Genomic DNA, 16804 nt, shown 5'->3' with positions numbered 1-16804 from the left:
CTATAAATGCTTGCAAGTGCCGGCCCGGGGCCACGGGCAGCGCGCCTTGACACACCGGTACCTGCGACCTAGCATGCCGCGCAACCTCAATGGAGCAGCCGATGCAACCCCAATCCTTCTACCGCGCGGTAGCTGACGATTTCAGCGCCGTCGACGAGATCATCAAGAAGCAGCTGACCTCGCGCGTCCCGCTGGTATCGAAGATCGGTGACTATATCACGTCCGCCGGCGGCAAGCGCCTGCGTCCCCTGCTGGTGCTGCTGTGCGGCAAGGCCCTGGGCCGCGAAGGCGACGACCTGCGTCTGCTGGCGGCGACCATCGAGTTCCTGCACACCGCCACCCTGCTGCACGACGACGTGGTCGACATGTCCGGCATGCGCCGTGGCCGCTCCACCGCCAACGCCCTGTGGGGCAACGCGCCGAGCGTGCTGGTGGGCGACTTCCTCTATTCGCGTTCGTTCGAGATGATGGTCGAGCTGGGCTCGATGCCGGTCATGCAGATCCTCTCCAAGGCCACCCGGGTGATCGCCGAGGGTGAAGTGCTGCAGCTGTCGCGCGTGCGCGACGCCAGCACCACCGAAGAGGTGTACATGGACGTCATCCGCGGCAAGACCGCGATGCTGTTCGAGGCCTCGACCCACAGCGCCGCCGCGCTGGCCGGCGCCACCGACGAGCAGCGCGAAGCCCTGCGCACCTTTGGCGACCACTTGGGCGTGGCTTTCCAGCTGGTCGACGACCTGCTGGACTACAAGGGCGACTCCGAGACCCTGGGCAAGAACGTCGGTGACGACCTGGCCGAAGGCAAGCCGACCCTGCCGCTGATCTACACCATGCGCGAAGGCACCCAAGAGCAGGCTGCGCTGGTGCGCCAGGCGATCCAGAAAGGCGGCCTGGAAGACCTGGAGCAGATCCGCATCGCCGTCGAGGCGTCCGGTGCCCTGGACTACACCGCGCAGATGGCCCGCGACTACGTCGCCCGCGCCATCGCCTGCCTGGAAGTGCTGCCGGCCAGCGAGTACCGGGATGCCCTGGTCGAGTTGAGCGAGTTCGCGGTCGCGCGCACCCACTGATTCATCGCAACACCCTCATCGCGGGGCAAGCCCGCTCCCACGCCAGCACACATCATGGCGTGGGAGCGGGTTTGCCCCGCGATGCGTTTGTGCAGGAAATCACTAAACCCTATACAATGTGCGCCTTTACTCGCCTGTACTTGAAAGGAAACGCCGTGAGCACTCTGCCACCCTGCCCCCAATGCAACTCCGAATACACCTATGAGGATGGCACTCAACTGATCTGCCCCGAATGCGCCCACGAGTGGTCGGCCAGCGGCGAAGCCGAAGCCGCCAGCGACGACGTGGTGAAGAAGGATTCGGTCGGCAACGTCCTGCAGGACGGCGACACTGTCACCGTGATCAAGGACCTCAAGGTCAAGGGGTCGTCCCTGGTGGTCAAGGTCGGCACCAAGGTCAAGAACATCCGCCTGTGCGACGGCGACCACGACATCGACTGCAAGATCGACGGCATCGGCGCGATGAAGCTCAAGTCCGAGTTCGTGCGCAAGGTCTGATCGCCTGCCCCTCGGGGCTGCCCAACGGGCGGCCCTGACAGATCCTGCAACAGGATCGCCTGCACCATTCGGAAGAATTCTTCCAATAGTCACTTGCTATTTTGATAATAAGAATTATTCTCATTGGAAACGCTATCCAAGGAGAATAGCCATGACCTATCTGATCGACGCCTGGCTCGACCGCCCCCATCCCTACCTGCGCATCCTGCATCGCGAGACCGGCGAAGTGTGCGCCGTGCTCGAGGAAGACGCGCTCGACGAACTGCGTGACCAGGGTGACCTGGACCTCACGGGGCTGAATTCGAGTGAACCCGGGGTGCTCAAGGAGCTGGTAAGAAATCTGTTTCTGTTCTGCTATGCGCGGGCGTTGCGCCCGGGGGGAACGGATTGGAACTGAAAGGCATCGCGGGTCAAGCCCGCTCCCACGAGGTAGCAGAGCACCAGTGGGAGCGGGCTTGCCCCGCGATCAGGCATTACAGAACGTCGAGCAGCTCGACGTCGAACACCAGGGTGCTGTGCGGCGGGATGCTGCCGACGCCCTGGGCGCCATAGGCCAGCTCGCTCGGCACGTACAGGCGCCATTTGCTGCCGGCGTTCATCAGTTGCAGGGCCTCGGTCCAGCCGGCGATCACGCCACCGACCGGGAATTCGGCCGGCTGGCCGCGATCGTAGGAGCTGTCGAACACGGTGCCGTCGATCAGGGTGCCGTGGTAGTGGGTGCGCACGTTGTCTTCGCGGGACGGCTTGGCGCCCTCACCTGCGGTCAGCACTTCGTACTGCAGGCCCGAGGCCAGGGTCACGATGCCTTCACGCTTGGCGTTTTCAGCCAGGAATTCCTTGCCGGCGGCAGCGGCGGCTTCGGCCTTGGCAGCGGCTTCGGCCTGCATCACTTCGCGGATGACCTTGAAAGCGGCCGACAGGTCTTGTTCGCTGACGCGGCTGTCGGCGCCGTTGAAGGCGTCGGTCAGGCCGGCAACGATGGCGTTCAGGTTGACGCCTGGTGGCGGGTTGTCACGCAGCTGGCCGCCCAGCTGGCGGCCGATGCCGTAGCTGACGCGGGATTCGTCGGTGGACAGGTTGAGTTCGGACATTGGCTTGCTCCGCTTAAGGGCGCACTGCATCCGCGCCCTAATGAAAAGGGCGAGCAGCCTAGCACACTGGTGCCGCGCGAAGCAGCTACCAGGCCGAACGCTGGGAAATCGGGACCTTGAGGTCTTCTTCCGGGTGCAGGCCCAGGCCACACATCTCATCCTGCACGGACCAATGCACCAGGTTCATCGACAACAGGGGAATCGATTGCAGGAGCAAGCGGGCGTCCTCGACCGAGTGCACGCGCAAGCGCTTGCCACGCGTATCGTCCAGCGGATGGGCACGGCCCTTGACCCGGGCCTCGAGCAGGTAATCACCGCCTTCGATGGCGATCAGGTTGAGTTCGTCGACATGGCCAGCCCTGGCCTCGGTATTGAGCTGATGCAGGTTCATGGGCGCACCTCGCTGCGGGAACCACGCATGAGTGCTCATTTTTTGTACGGCAACAACGAAAGCACAAGCTGCCGCTGGTCAGAAAGATCGCGGGGCAAGCCCGCTCCCACGCAACCTTAAGGCCTGCGTGGGAGCGGGCTTGCCCCGCGATAGCGCCCAAACGAATCAGTGTTTGGTAATGCGATCCAGGTAACCCATGACGAATGCCGAGATGACGAAGGTCATGTGGATGATCACGTACCACATCAGGTAGTCGGTGGAGATGTTCTGCGCATCCATGAACACCCGCAGCAAGTGAATCGAGGAGATGGCGACGATGGACGCGGCGACCTTCATCTTCAGCGACGAGGAATCCATCTTGCCCAGCCAGTTGAGCTTTTCCTTGCTCTCGTCGATATCCAGTTGCGAGACGAAGTTCTCGTAGCCGGAGATCATCACCATCACCAGCAGGCCGCCGACCAGCGACATGTCGATCAGCGACAGGATCACCAGGATCAGGTCGGCCTCGGCGAGGGTGAAGACGTTGGGCAGGACATGGATGATTTCCTGGAAGAACTTCAGGGCCAGTGCCAGCAGGCCCAGCGAGAGGCCGAAGTAGATTGGGGCGAGCAGCCAGCGCGAGGCATACATCGCGTTTTCGAGGATACGTTCCATGGACAGTAGGGGGACTCGTGAAGTGACTGGAAAAGCGATCGCGAGTATAGCCAGCCACCTGTGACAGCAAAAGCCTGCGGCTGGTTGCCGCAGTGCATCGTGCGAGCAGACTTTGTGGAGGCGACTTCGTGGGAGCGGGCTTGCCCCGCGATGGCGCCAGCCGCCCTGTCACAATGGCCAGGCCGGGCCTTTATCGCGGGGCAAGCCCGCTCCCACGGGAACCTGGTTCCACAGGAAAAACGCTCAGGTTTCCGGATGGAACTGATAGTCCCCAAGATTGCGGCACCGCTCACCGTTGATCCGGCGCAACTGCGCCTGCAGGTGCAGGCACCAGATCTGCGGGTCTTCCGCGACCTGATAGCCATGAAGGGTGAGGCTGTCGACGATGGCGTTCATCACCGACTCGGCCACCATCGGCCCGTGGAACGGGCCCTGGGCCTTGATCGCCGAGGGTTGTTCACCGGCCATGCCGGCGGCGAACAGCAAGGTCCACATGCCGTTGTCCCCGGCCAGCGGACGGATGCTGCATTCGATGCGGGTCACCAGGCCCAGGCACTGGCGGGTGAGGCTGAGGTTGCGCATGGCGGCGTCCCCTCTGTAAAGCCCTGTTCAGCCTGAAACCCTCAGGCTGTTTCCATCCTGAACCCTGACAACGTCCTTAAGTTCCACTTTAGCCGACCTGAGTAAAAAGTTGGAAAACCGGCGCTGAACGGTAGCACATGGCCGCCAGCGCCGGTTTCTTGACTCAGGCAGGCTTGGCCTGGGCGATGACCTCCTCCATACGCTCCTTCTCGGCCTCCTTGATCTCTTCCTCGCTGATCATCTCGGCGATCACCCGCAGGCGCTCGACTACCCGGGCGTTGACGCTGCCCTCGGCAAACTCGCCCTTGTCGTCGACCGCGCCGGCTTCCTCGCCGACCAGCAGGCTCAGCGCCTCGTCGGCCTGGCTGACGGCGTAGACATGGAAGCGCCCGGCCTCGACCGCCTGCACTACCCGCTCGTCGAGCATCAACGTGGCGACGTTGGCCCGCGGGATGATCACGCCCTGCTCGCCGGTCAGGCCACGGGCCTCGCAGAGGCGGAAGAAGCCTTCGATCTTCTCGTTGACCCCGCCGACCGCCTGCACCTCGCCGAACTGGTTGATCGAGCCGGTGATGGCGAAGCACTGCTTGAGCGGGGTGCGCGACAGCGCCGAGATCAACGTGCAGGCCTCGCCCAGCGAGGCGCTGTCGCCGTCGACGTAGCCGTAGGACTGCTCCAGGGCGATGCTCGCCGAAATCGCCAGGGGGAACTCCTGGGCATAGCGGCTGCCCAGGTAGCCGGTGAGGATCATCACCCCCTTGGAGTGGATCGGCTGCCCGAGGTTGACCTCGCGCTCGATGTCGACGATGCCGCTGCCGCCCGGATAGACCGTGGCGGAAATCCGCGCTGGCATGCCGAACGCCGAATCACCGACCTCGAGCACGGTCAGGCCGTTGCACTTGCCGATTGCCGCGCCTTCGGTATCGATCAGGATGATCCCGGCGAGCATGTCGTCGAGCACCCGCTGCGAGACCCGCCCGGTGCGCTGGGCCTTGGCCTTGAGCGCCCGCTCGATATGGCCGGCGTCGGTCATGGCCTCGTTGGCCAGCTGGCGGATGAAGTCCGCCTCGCTGACCAGCTGGAACAGGTCGCCGATCCGCGCCGACAGCCGCGACTGGTTCTCGGCCAGGCGCGCACTGTAGGTGGCCAGGCGCGCCACCGCGTCGCTGGTCAGCGGCGCCATGCCCTCTTCGTTGGTGCGGGTGCGCAACAGTTGGGCAAACTGCTCCAGGTTCTCGTCGACCATCGGCATGTCTTCGTCGAAGTCCACCAGCACCCGGAACATCTCCTGGAAGTCCGGGTCGTGGTCCTGCAGCGCGTAGTACAGCTGGCGCGAGCCGATGATCACCAGCTTGACGCTGAGCGGGATCACCTGCGGCGTCAGGCTGACGGTGGCGACGCGGCCCAGTTCGCCCAGCGGCGACTCCATCTTCAGCTTGCGCGATTGCAGCGCGCGCTTGAGGGCGTCCCAGACGAACGGCTCGCCGAGCATCTTCTCCGCTTCCAGGATCAGGAAACCGCCGTTGGCGCGGTGCAGCGCGCCCGCGCGCAGCTGGCGGTAGGAGGTGTACAGCGCGCCCTGGTCGGTGCTGTATTCGATGCGGCCGAACAGGTTGTCGTAGGTCGGATGCGGCTCGAACACCACCGGCGCCCCGCCCTTGCCGGGATGGCCAACCACCAGGTTGGGCGCGTACTGCTCTTCGAGCATCTTGCGCGCCACGGCGTCGGTCTTGCTGTCGTCGACCAGCTGTTCGACCACGGTGCGCAGCAGGTTCAACTGCATCGATTGCAAGTAGGCGCACACCGCGGCGTTTTCCGCGTATTTCTCCGACAGCGGCGCCAGCAGCGGCTGCAGGGCGAGGGTGATGGTCTCTTCATTGAGCTGGCGCAACTGGTTGCTCGACTCGCGCTTCCACTGCGGCAGGCTGGACAGCTCCTCGTTCAGGCGGTCCTCGAGCGCGGCGATGTCTTCATGGAAGCGCTCGCGCACCTCCTCCGGCAGTTGGGCAAACTCGGCCTCGTCCAGCGCCTTGCCGTCGGCCATGGGGGTGAAGGCGACGTTGCTGCTGTCGCGGTACAGCGCCACGTCCTTTTCCAGCGAAGCCCGCTCGATCACGTCCAGCGCCCGGTCGTAGCGCTGGTTGAAGGCGCGGTCGATGGCGCTCTTCTTCTGCTGGTACGACGGGTGTTCGAACACTGCCGGGAAGGTAGCCAGCAGGTTGTCGATCAGCCCGTTCATGTCGTTGATGAACTCATGGGCGCTGCCGGACGGCAGCTCGAGGGCGCGCGGCTCGCGGGAGTCCTCGAAGTTGTTGACGTACAGCCAGTCGGCCGGGGTGTGCTGGCGCTTGCCTTCGGCCTTAAGGTAACGCTTGACGAACGAGAAGCGGCCCGTGCCGGGCTCGCCCATCACATACACGTTGTAACCGGGGCGCGGCATGGCCACGCCGAACTGCAGGGCCTCGACGGCACGCTCCTGGCCCAGGACGCCACGAAACGGCTCCAGGTCGTCGGTGTTGGAGAAAGCGAACTGTTCAGCGGAGAAACGCCGGGTCAGGGCTTCGGGCGCGAGACGCAGGCGCGAGGCGACAGGATCGGGCATTGGGTTTCCTTACTTCGGCGGGGCGGATGAAAGGCATTCTGGCGCTGCCAGCGCGCAGCGGCAAGGCTCCGTGGGACTTTATGTCACAGCCCAACATGACCGATCACGCAAGCAATTTTTCGCAATAAACAACGCAACCTTTGGATCGTGCCTAAACTCCAAGCTGCGCAGGGGGATGGAAATCCTCCCGCCCTGGCAACCGCGTTGCCAGAACCCTGACCATTGGTACGTCACTTGAGAAAGAGAACAACGCTATGAAACGGATTCTTCTGGGTACTCTGTTCGCCGCTGTCTCGATCAACGCCATGGCCGAAGCGCCGGGCGGCCCGAACTGCGGCTGGGGCAACTTGCTGTTCGAGGGCCAGCGCGGCACACCGGCCCACTTCCTGGCCTCCACCACCAACGGCACGTCCGGCAACGCAACCTTCGGCATGACCTCGGGCACCAACGGCTGCTCGACCAAGGCCGCGCTCACCTATGGCGGCAAATCCTGGTTTGCCATGAACGGCATGATGAACGAGCTCTCCGAAGACATGGCCCAGGGCCAGGGCGAGGCCCTGACCACCTATGCCGTGGTCCTCGGTGTGGCCCCTGAAGACCGCGCGCGCTTCGCCGCCGTCACCCACGAGCACTTCCAGCAGATCTTCAGCAGCGCCGACGTGACTGCCGAAACTGTCCACTCCAACACCCTGGCCGTGCTCAAGAGCGACCCGCAACTGGCCAAGTACGCCACCGAGGCTTAAGTACCACGCCTCCCGCCCCGGCAGCGGGGCGGGCTTGGCGCTTCACCTTCCGGCATCATCAGGATGTAGTTGCCCGACATGTTCAAACGCCTCGCTCCCCTGGCGCTGCTCGTCAGCGCACCGATTCATGCCGCGCCACAGCTCGACCCGGCCCGCGTCCAGCAGTTGGCGGCCACGCCCTACTGGATCGCCCTCGGGCACTACGAAACCGCCAAGCTCGGCGGCTGGCGCAGCTATGTGGACGACAAACGCTTTTTCCTCGCCGAGGATGGCGCCCACCATCCCGACCAGGAGCTGCAGGCCACCGTCGCCGCCCTGTACGCCCCAGCCAGCCTGGGCGACAAGCATGCCCAATGCGTGTTCCCCGCGCGTACCCGCTGGCTGCGCGAACAGCTGAACCTCAGTGACCTGCCGAGCCCGGACTGCCAGGAGTTCAAGACCTGGTACACATCCATCGACCCGCACAGCGCGACGCTGATCTTCCCGGCGGCCTATCTCAACAGCCCGTCGTCGATGTTCGGCCACACGCTGCTGCGTATCGACCAGTCCAACACCCGTCGCGACGACACCACGCTGCTGAGCTACGCGATCAACTTCGGCGCCTATATCGAAGGCAGCGACAACAGCATCCTCTACGCCTGGAAAGGCCTGATGGGCGGTTATCCCGGGCTGTTCGCGATGATGCCCTACCAGGAGAAGCTGTCCGAGTACCGCAGCCTGGAAAACCGCGACCTTTGGGAATACCAGTTGGACCTGACGCCCGAGGAGACCGGACGCATGGTCGAGCACGTGTGGGAGCTCAAGCAGATCAAGTTCGACTACTTCTTCTTCGACGAGAACTGCTCCTACCGCCTGCTGGAACTGCTGCAGGTGGCGCGCCCGAGCCTGGACCTGACCTCGCAGTTCCCGCTGACCGCCATTCCCACCGACACGGTCAAGGCGGTCAAGCAATCGGGGTTGGTCTCCGATGTGCGCTACCGTCCCTCCCGCGAGCGCGAACTGCTGGCCCGCGCCGAGCCGCTGGACCATGAGGAAAAACAGCAGGTGCTGGCCATCAGCGCCGATACCGCTCAGTTGCAGAGCCCCGACTTCACCGCCCTGCCCCGCGAACGCCAGGCGCTGGTGCAGGATGCCGCCTATCGCCTGGAGCGCTACCGGGCCAACGGCCAGGAACGCGACCCGGCCCAGGCCGCGCGCAGTTTCGAGCTGCTCAGGGCGATCAACCGCAACCCGCCGCCACCGCTGGTGATTGAGCGCCCAGGCCTGCCCGAGGACGGCCATCAGTCGCGCACCTGGCAACTGGGCGTCGGGACCCGCGAGGACCGCGCTTACGCCGAGTACGGCCTGCGCATGGCCTATCACGACCTCAACGACAACCTGTACGGCTTCCCGCTGGGCGCGCAGATCGAGATCCTTCAGCTCAAACTGCGCCAGTACGAGGGCAACGACTGGCAGGTGCAGCGCCTGGACCTGGCCACCATCCGCTCACTGACCCCGCGCAATGAGTTGCTCAAGCCCTGGTCGTGGCAGGTTGCCGGGGGCCTGGAGCGGGTGCCGGGCAAGCACGACGACGAGGTGCTGGTCAGCCATGTCAACGGCGGCGCCGGCGGTACCTGGCAACTGGGAGACGACCTGTTGGGCTTTGCCCTGGGCACGGTGCGGGTGGAACACCACAACGACTTCGCTGAATTCATCTCGCCGGCAGCCGGGTTCAATGGCGGGCTGCTGTGGCGCAATCCGCTGGGCAACCTGACCCTAGAGGCCAAGGGCGATTACTTCATCAATGGCGAGGTGCGACGCAGTATCAGCCTGAACCAGCAGTGGGAGATCAGCCGGGACCTTGGGCTGCGGTTGAGCGCCTCCCGGCAGTTCAGCCATCTGGCCACGGCGCAGAACGAGGTGATGCTGGAGCTGAAGTGGTACCAATACTGATCAATGTGGCCTTCCTCGTGGGAGCGCGTCGCGATCCTTCGACAGCGTTTTGACATCGCGCCGACAATTCACCACCTAGACTTTCCACCATTACGCTAAAGGTCTTGTGGATATGTCGCGTTATTGGTTGGGCGTGTGTGTCGTATTGCTGCTGGCCGGTTGTGAAACCACCCACGAACAGATGGTCAACCAGGGCTATCCCCCCGCCTACGCCGACGGCTTCCAGGACGGCTGCAGCAGCGGTCGCCAAGCCGCCGGGCTGATGGCCGGCGACTTTCGCAAGGATGTCCCGCGCTACCTGCACAACCGCCAGTACGAAAGCGGCTGGGACGATGGCTTTCGCCAGTGCCACGCGATGCAGTCCAACGAAGACCTGCGCGAGTACCGCGAGCGCTACTGGGACGAGCGCGACCGCGACTGGCAGCAGGAAAAGGACCAGGGCGCCGCCCGCGCCTATCGCCGCAAATGACGTCGCAATCGGACAATCATTGAAACCCGCGACCTGCCACCATGGTCTCCAGCACAAAGGAGGCCGCCCATGAGCCGAGCATTCGTCAACGAAGACCAGGCCGCCGCCCAGGCCAGCCAGCCGGTGGAGCGACGGGTCAGCGACCAGCCCAACTACGTCACTGCCACCGGCCTCGCCCAGTTGCAGCAGCGGCTGGCCATGCTCACGGCGCTGCGCAGCGAACTGCAGGCCCAGGGCGAGCGCGCCGACCGGCAGCGGCTGGCCGATACCGAGCGCGACCTGCGCTACTTCAGCGCCCGCGTGCAGAGTGCGCAGGTGGTACCGACCGCCACGTCCACCGAAAAAGTTCAGATCGGCAGCCGAGTGCGGTTTGTCGATGAGGACAACCAGGAGCATCAGGTGCAACTGGTGGGCGAGGACCAGGCCGACGCGGTACACGGGCTGGTCAACTGGGGCTCGCCGCTGGGACGGGCGCTGCTGGGCGCCGGACCTGGGGATGAGGTGCTGTGGCGCAGGCCGGCGGGGGATCAGATGATCGAGGTGGTGGCCATTCTGGGGGAGGTCTGAAACCCTCGATTGGCGTTGCGGCCCTTTCGCCCCAGCAGGATTACTCGCTGATCTGAAACGCCACCCGCGCCGTCTCGCCACTTTCATCCAACGCACTCAACTCGATGCTGCCCGCCTGTTCGAAACGCACCGGCAAGCTGTCCTGCCCCTGGGTTTCGCCCAGCGGCTGACCATTAAGGAACCACCAGCGCCGCCCCGCGCCGCCCAGGGCCGATACCCGCAGTTGCAACGGCTCGTGACTGGTGGCCGGGCGGCGCAGGTTGTCGCCGGCGCGCACGCCGACGATCGACAGCGGCGGCGCGCTGGCCACCTGCTGTGGCGGGCAGGCCGGGTCCACCGCGGGCAACCGCGCGGCGCGGCGCTCGGCCCTTGGCAGCCAGGGTTCCAGCGGGGCCGGCCACAAGGCGACGTCGTGGGCCTTGGCCCCGGGGCAAGCGGCATCGACGCGCAGTCCCTGGTCGTTGAGCCACACCGTCTCGCGCAATCCCAGACCCAGGGGCTGGTCGGCCGCCAGCAAGGTCGGCGGGGTGGTGCCGTCCAGGGTCCAGGCAAAGCGCTGGCGGCGGCAGTTGGTGTCCTGGCGGTTCATCGGCTGGCCCAGGGGCCAACAGATGGCCGCCACGCCTACCGAGGCGGGCACAGGCTCGACCGGCACCTCGATGCCGCGCTGGCTGTCGCGATTGCTCAGCAGGTCGTGCACCTGCAGCATCAGCGGCGCCGCCGAGGCCAGGCCGAACTGGCCCGGCACCGGGGTGCCATCGGGACGGCCGATCCATACGCCGATCAAGTAGCGCGGACCGACCCCCACCGACCAGGCATCGCGAAAGCCGTAGCTGGTGCCAGTCTTCCAGGCCAGTTGCGGACGCTGCACCAGTTCGGCATGAGGGTCGCGGTCCGGCCGGGCCAGGCCGCTGAGGATACGCCGGGTGATCCAGGCCGAGCCCGGCGACAACAGGCGGCGCTCCACCAGCGGGTCCTGGGGCTGCAGGCGAATCTTCGCGCTGTTGCCGCCACGGCCGAGCGCGGCGTAGCCACCGACCAGATCCTCCAGCCGGCTGCCCGCGCCACCCAGAATCAACGACAGGTTCGGCTCGGCCAGCGGTGGCAGCACCAGCGGCATGCCGCCCATGCGCATCTGCGCGGCGAAACGTTTCGGCCCGTAGGCCTCGAGCAGTTGCACCGCCGGCAGGTTGAGCGACAGCGCCAGCGCCGAGCTGGCCGACACCGGGCCGCTGAAGCCCATGGAGAAGTTGCCGGGGCGGTAGTCGCCATAGCGCCGGGGCACATCCTGCAGCAACGATTCGGAATGGATCAGGCCGTCGTCCATGGCCATGGCATAGAGGAATGGCTTGAGGGTCGAGCCGGGCGAGCGCAGGGCGTGGATCATGTCCACATGGCCGAAGCGACGCTCGTCGCTCAGGTCGATGGAACCGAGATAGGCGCGCACCGCCATGCTCTGGGTTTCCACCACCAGCAGCGCCGCCGAGGTGCGCTCGGGCAGGCGCGCGCGCCAGCCCATCAGCAGGTCTTCGAGGCGTCGTTGCAGGGCGGCGTCGATAGTGGTGCGGATCAGCGGCGGGCTGTCCGGCGTGTTCAGCCGCCGGGCCAGCAAGGGCGCCAGTGCCGGTTCCTGGCGCGGCGCCAGCAGCAGCGGCTCTTCGCGGGCCTCATCAATGCGTTGGGCCGGCCACACCTGGTACTCGGCCAGGCGTTGTAGCACCTTGTCCCGGGCGCGCTGGGCACGCTCGGGATGACGGTCCGGACGCAGGCGGCTCGGCGCCTGGGGCAGCACGGCGAGCAGCGCGGCCTCGGCCGGGGTCAGGTGTTTCGGCGACTTGCCCAGGTAGGCCCAGCTGGCCGCGGCCACGCCCTGCAAGGTACCGCCGAACGGCGCCCGATTGAGATAGAGCTGCAGGATCTCGGCCTTGGACAGGTGCCACTCCAGCTGCGCCGTGCGCCACAACTGGCGCAGCTTGCCGGCCAGGGTGCGGTCGTGCGGATCGAGCAGGCGCGCCACCTGCATCGACAGGGTGCTGCCGCCGGACACTACCCGCCCGCCGCGCAGGTTGAGCCAGGCCGCCCGGGCCAGGGCCATGGGGTTGACCCCAGGGTGGTGGTAGAACCAGCGGTCCTCGTAGGCGAGCAAGGCTTCAAGGTACAGCGGCGAGACTTCGTCCGGGCTGACCGGGTAGCGCCACACGCCGTCAGCATCGGCGAAGCGCCACAGCGGCGTGCCGTCCTCGGCCAGCACCACCCGCGCCAGGTCGTCGCCCGGCATGGGCAACGGCCAGATGCGGTCGGCCAGCCACAGCAGGACCATGACCGCCAGCACGGAGGCGGCGACACGCCGCAGCAGCTTGAGCAGACCTGGGCGCGCTAAGCTTGGCATCGGGAACCGACCGGGCCAGGTGATGGCCAAAGGCTGGGAATCGCCGATTCGTTGATCAGGAAGCGACTATGCATGTAGAAGGTTTTTTCGAGTGGCTGGGCCAGGTACTGGGTTCGGTGATCCGTTTCATCGTCGACGGCCTGAGCGGGTTGTTCAACCTGCTGGCCAACGCCGGCGGCAATTTCATCGATGGCCTGGCGCGCACGCTGGGCATGGACACCTCGCTGGTCAGCATCCTGGCGCTGATCGTCGGCCTGATGCTGCTGTACTCGGCGATACGCGCGTTCATGCGGGCGTCGATCATCCTCGGGATCATCTGGGCATTGCTGGGGTTGTGGGTGTTGAGTTGGGTCGTTCACTGAACCTCGTGGGAGCGGGCTTGCCCCGCGATGGCGTCCGTACGGTCGGCATTGCTGCCTGACCTGACGCTATCGCGGGGCAAGCCCGCTCCCACGAGTCGCTTCCTGCGTTGCCTAGCGGGCGCGTACCACCATTTCACCCTGGCTGTCGCCGATCGCCTGCAGGTTCGGCCGGTACATCGACTCCACCTGCGGCGGCGGGATGCGGTAGCTGCCCGGGGTCACGGCACGTGCCAGGTACAGCAGGTGGGTGGTGCCGTAGCTGTCGAGCTTGAGCGCAGCCACGTAGCGGTCGTCACGGTACTCCTGGTGCACCACGCTGGCATTCTGCATCGACTCGCGCCACTGCTTCACCGCGCTGCTGGCGTTGTCCAGGCTGGCGGCGCTCTGCGCCAGGTTCTGGTTCTCCAGCTCCAGGCCCGCCGGCAGCAGGTCGACCACCAGGGCATCCGGCACCTGATCCTGCGCCTTGAGCGCCAGGTGCACCAGCACCAGGTCACCGCTGCGCAGGTTGCGTACATCCAGCGCCTGGCCGTTCATGCCCAGGTACTCGCGGCGGATCTCCATGCCGTTGCCGCTGGCGGCCGGGGCCTGGCGCGGGTAGCCGGACAGAGTCAGCTGCTGGTACAGGGTGTCGCCGCCCTGGTTCTGCACGGTCAGCGGCGAGGCCAGCAGCGGGCCTTCGAGTTTCATGCCCGAGTCGTTGTTGTCGAACTCGCGCACTTCACCGGCGCTGTCCAGGCGAGCTTTCCAGTTGCCTTCCGGCTTGCCCAACAGGCCACGGCCGGCGAGGAACAGCGCGTTGCGCTCCTGGGTGGACAGCCAGCGATTGGCGGCCAGCTCGTCGGACAGGCCGAACAGACGCTGGTCGACCTGGTTGCCGGCGAGGTTGTTCTCCTGCAACAGGGCGAGGATCAGCGCCTGGTCACGCAGGGCACTGCCGTAGTCGGCCATCCAGCCTTTGCTGCGAGTCACGGCCAGGCCTGCCTGCAATGCCTGCTGCGAACGCTGCTTGTCGCCCATCTTGTCCAGCGCCACCGCCAGCTGCACCAGCGGCAGGCCGGAGCGGGCGTCGGCGCGGCGTTCAAACAGGCTGCGCAGGGCGCCCAGCGGCGCCTGTTGGCTACGCGCCAGCACCAGGCCAGCGTAGGCCTGCACGGCGAACCGGGTGTGGTCGGCGTTCTGGCTGTAGTCGACTTCGATCAGGTTGCGCTCCTGCACATACCGCAGCAGGCGCTCGCTGGCCTTCTTCAACACCTCGGCGGGTACGCCGTAGCCTTGCTCACGGGCGCGCAGCAGGAAGTCGGTGACGTAGGCGGTCAGCCAGTACTCCTCCTCGCTGTCCGAGCTCCATAGGCCGAAGCTGCCGTTGTAGCGCTGCATGCCCAGCAGGTGCTCGATGCCCATCTCGATCTTGCGCTTGCGCACATCGGCCGGCTCGCCCTTGATACCCAGGCGCTTGAGGCTGTCGGCATCGGCGTACAGCGACGGGTACAAGCCACTGGTGGTCTGCTCCAGGCAGCCATAAGGGTAGGCTTCCAGGGCGCGGATCTGTTCGGCCAGGTTCAGGGGCGGGCGGCTCGACAGTGCAAGGCTGGCCTCGAGGCCCGCCGGTTCGAACTCGGCCAGGTCGCTCTCCGGCAGGCTCCAGGGCTGGTCCTTGAGGGCCACGCGGTAGTGCTTGAGCATCGCCGGGTAGGCCGGGCGCACACCGAGGGTCCACTCGCGCTCGAAGGTGTTGGCCGGCTCGCCCGGCAGCTGCAGGCCATTGACCTGCACCCGCACCTTGCCCTGCCCCAGGCCGCCCTGGGCCTGCACTGGGATCATCAGGGTGGTGCGCTGGCCTTCGGCCAGGGTGAAATTCTGCTGGGCACCACCGACCAGGCTCAGCTGGCCTTCGGCGATCAGTTGCACGCTCAGTTGCTGGTCGCGGCCGGACAGGTTGGCCAGGTCCAGCGCCAGCCGGGTGCGGTCACCACCGGCGAGGAAACGCGGCGCGGACAGCTCGGCGATCAGCGGCGCGGCGACCACGGTCTTGCCTTCGGCCATGCCGAAGTGTTCCTCGGTCCAGGCCTGGGCCATCAAGCGCAGTTCACCGTTGAAGTCGGGGATATCGACGGTGGCCTGGCCTTCGCCTTTCTCGTCGAGGGTCACTGGCAAGCTTTGCTGGGCAACGATGGTCACTGTGGTGTTCGGCCGCTTGCCGCCCTTGGCCATGGCGGCGTCACCACCGAAGGCGAGACTGGCCAGGCGGCCCTGGCCGGCCTCGATCAGCTGGCCGTAGATGTCCAGCTGGTCGGCGCCATAGGCCTTGCGGCCGAACAGGCTGGCGAACGGGTCGGGGGTCTTGAAGTCGGTGATATTGAGGATGCCCACATCCACGGCTGACAGCAGCACATGCACCTGCTTCGGCACGCTGCCGTCGGCGTTGACCGCCTTGAACTTCACGGTCAGCGGTTGCTTGGGTCGCATTTTCTCCGGCGCCTGCAGCGACACGGCCAGCTTGCGCTCGGCGCGGTCCAGCGGCAGGTGCAGCACACCCACGGCGCGTTTCGGCGTGGCATTGGCCTTGCGCTCGCCCGGGCGGATCACCAGGGCGCTGATGTACAGGTCGTGGCGCGCCCACTTCTTGTCCAGCTCGACGTCGAAGGTCTTGCCCTCGGCGGGCACGTCGATTTCCTGCCACCACAGCGGGCCGTCGGCGGATTCGATCATCAGGTAGCCGCTGCCGGCGGCCGGCGGGGTGACGGTGACCTTGGCGGTACCGCCGTCCTTGTAGGCCGGCTTGTCCAGGGCGATCTTGACCTGGTCGGGGCGCACCGCGCCGCCTTCGGCGTTGTCCTGGGCACGGTAGCCGGCCCAGAAGCGCGCGCTGGAGACCAGGCCGGTCTGCGGATCTTCCACCTCGACGCGGTACGGGCCCCACTCCACCTGGAAATTCAGCTTGGCGGTGGAGCCGGCCTTCACGCTGACGGTCTCCTCGGCCTGGGTGAGGAATTTCTCGTTGTAGTTGTAGCTCCAGCCGTCGCTCTGCGAGTAGTTCCAGTAGTAGTCGCGGCGCTCGCGGATCAGGCGCACCTTCAGGTTGTCAGCGGCCAGCTTCTTGCCTTCGCGGTCGGCCACCAGGAACTCGAATTCCACCGGGCCGTCACCGTCGGTCTCTTCGCCGTCGAACAGGCCGCGCAGGCCCGGCAGGCGGTCGGCGGGCCAGATCGGCTGCTCCAGGCGCCGGGTGATCGGTCGGCCGCCGGACTCCTGCAGGCTGGCCTGCACAGTCAGTTGCAGTGGCGAGCGGGCTTCGGCCCAGCGGCTTTCTATATCGATGCGGGCCTTGCCGTTCTGGTCGAGGGTGACTTCGTCCAGCTCCAGGTCCTGGTTCAGGTCGGTCTCGGTGACCGCGCCGAACTGGTAGCCCGGCAGCGCCTTCACCGCTTCGCGCAGCGGGCGCACGTAAGCCT

Annotated in this window: 15 protein-coding genes; 8 read left to right on the top strand and 7 right to left on the bottom strand. The window is 66.0% G+C overall.

The features are described from left to right. Positions 1–101: 101 nt before the first annotated feature. The 3 genes from CC207_RS18475 (at position 102) to CC207_RS18465 (ending at position 1964) form a co-directional block, all read left to right on the top strand. On the top strand, positions 102–1070 hold the full coding sequence (locus tag CC207_RS18475; protein WP_028691177.1) for a polyprenyl synthetase family protein: 969 nt from the start codon (positions 102–104) through the stop codon (positions 1068–1070). 155 nt (positions 1071–1225) lie between these two features. Beyond that, positions 1226–1567, top strand: a complete 342-nt coding sequence (locus CC207_RS18470) for a zinc ribbon domain-containing protein YjdM (protein WP_028691178.1) — start codon at positions 1226–1228, stop codon at positions 1565–1567. A gap of 151 nt (positions 1568–1718) precedes the next feature. After that, entirely contained in the window at positions 1719–1964 is a 246-nt protein-coding gene (locus tag CC207_RS18465) for a hypothetical protein (protein ID WP_028691179.1), read from the top strand. A 76-nt stretch (positions 1965–2040) separates the two neighbouring features. Here CC207_RS18465 and CC207_RS18460 read toward each other — a convergent pair whose 3' ends face one another. The 5 genes from CC207_RS18460 to CC207_RS18440 form a co-directional block, all read right to left on the bottom strand. Beyond that, positions 2041–2658 (bottom strand): FKBP-type peptidyl-prolyl cis-trans isomerase, encoded by a 618-nt coding sequence (locus CC207_RS18460; protein WP_028691180.1) that lies wholly within the window; start codon positions 2656–2658, stop codon positions 2041–2043. 85 nt (positions 2659–2743) lie between these two features. Then, a complete protein-coding gene (locus CC207_RS18455) occupies positions 2744–3049 on the bottom strand; it encodes a DUF6482 family protein (RefSeq protein ID WP_028691181.1) in 306 nt (101 codons plus the stop codon). 165 nt (positions 3050–3214) lie between these two features. Beyond that, on the bottom strand, positions 3215–3703 hold the full coding sequence (locus CC207_RS18450; RefSeq protein ID WP_023631146.1) for a TIGR00645 family protein: 489 nt from the start codon (positions 3701–3703) through the stop codon (positions 3215–3217). 243 nt (positions 3704–3946) lie between these two features. Then, the gene (locus CC207_RS18445; protein WP_023631147.1) at positions 3947–4285 is read right to left on the bottom strand and encodes a hypothetical protein; all 339 of its coding nucleotides are present in this window, start codon (positions 4283–4285) and stop codon (positions 3947–3949) included. 163 nt (positions 4286–4448) lie between these two features. After that, positions 4449–6887, bottom strand: a complete 2439-nt coding sequence (locus CC207_RS18440) for a Lon protease family protein (RefSeq protein WP_028691182.1) — start codon at positions 6885–6887, stop codon at positions 4449–4451. A gap of 254 nt (positions 6888–7141) precedes the next feature. On the opposite strand from CC207_RS18440, the gene CC207_RS18435 reads away from it, so the two are divergent. The 4 genes from CC207_RS18435 to CC207_RS18420 all read left to right on the top strand — a co-directional run bounded on the left by CC207_RS18435 (position 7142) and on the right by CC207_RS18420 (position 10598). Continuing rightward, positions 7142–7630 (top strand): DUF3015 domain-containing protein, encoded by a 489-nt coding sequence (locus tag CC207_RS18435; RefSeq protein WP_028691183.1) that lies wholly within the window; start codon positions 7142–7144, stop codon positions 7628–7630. A 78-nt stretch (positions 7631–7708) separates the two neighbouring features. After that, positions 7709–9562 (top strand): DUF4105 domain-containing protein, encoded by a 1854-nt coding sequence (locus CC207_RS18430; protein WP_088852538.1) that lies wholly within the window; start codon positions 7709–7711, stop codon positions 9560–9562. 112 nt (positions 9563–9674) lie between these two features. Then, on the top strand, positions 9675–10031 hold the full coding sequence (locus tag CC207_RS18425) for a hypothetical protein (RefSeq protein WP_028691185.1): 357 nt from the start codon (positions 9675–9677) through the stop codon (positions 10029–10031). Between the two features lie 69 nt (positions 10032–10100). Then, complete coding sequence (locus tag CC207_RS18420) at positions 10101–10598, top strand: GreA/GreB family elongation factor (RefSeq protein ID WP_028691186.1); 498 nt, start codon at positions 10101–10103, stop codon at positions 10596–10598. A gap of 40 nt (positions 10599–10638) precedes the next feature. On the opposite strand, the gene pbpC is transcribed toward CC207_RS18420, so the two are convergent. Then, positions 10639–12987: a peptidoglycan glycosyltransferase PbpC gene (gene pbpC / locus CC207_RS18415; RefSeq protein ID WP_088852572.1), complete on the bottom strand. Its 2349-nt coding sequence runs from the start codon at positions 12985–12987 to the stop codon at positions 10639–10641. 68 nt (positions 12988–13055) lie between these two features. On the opposite strand from pbpC, the gene CC207_RS18410 reads away from it, so the two are divergent. After that, positions 13056–13349 (top strand): hypothetical protein, encoded by a 294-nt coding sequence (locus tag CC207_RS18410; RefSeq protein WP_028691188.1) that lies wholly within the window; start codon positions 13056–13058, stop codon positions 13347–13349. A gap of 111 nt (positions 13350–13460) precedes the next feature. Here the strand turns inward: CC207_RS18410 and CC207_RS18405 are convergent. Further along, a partial coding sequence (locus CC207_RS18405; RefSeq protein WP_256582118.1) for an alpha-2-macroglobulin occupies positions 13461–16804 on the bottom strand: 3344 nt, incomplete at its 5' end.

This window comes from Pseudomonas sp. DrBHI1 (assembly GCF_002205115.1).
Taxonomy (GTDB): domain Bacteria; phylum Pseudomonadota; class Gammaproteobacteria; order Pseudomonadales; family Pseudomonadaceae; genus Aquipseudomonas; species Aquipseudomonas mosselii.
Note: the sequence above shows the minus strand (reverse complement) of the source record. Positions and strands in the feature narration are given on the sequence as shown.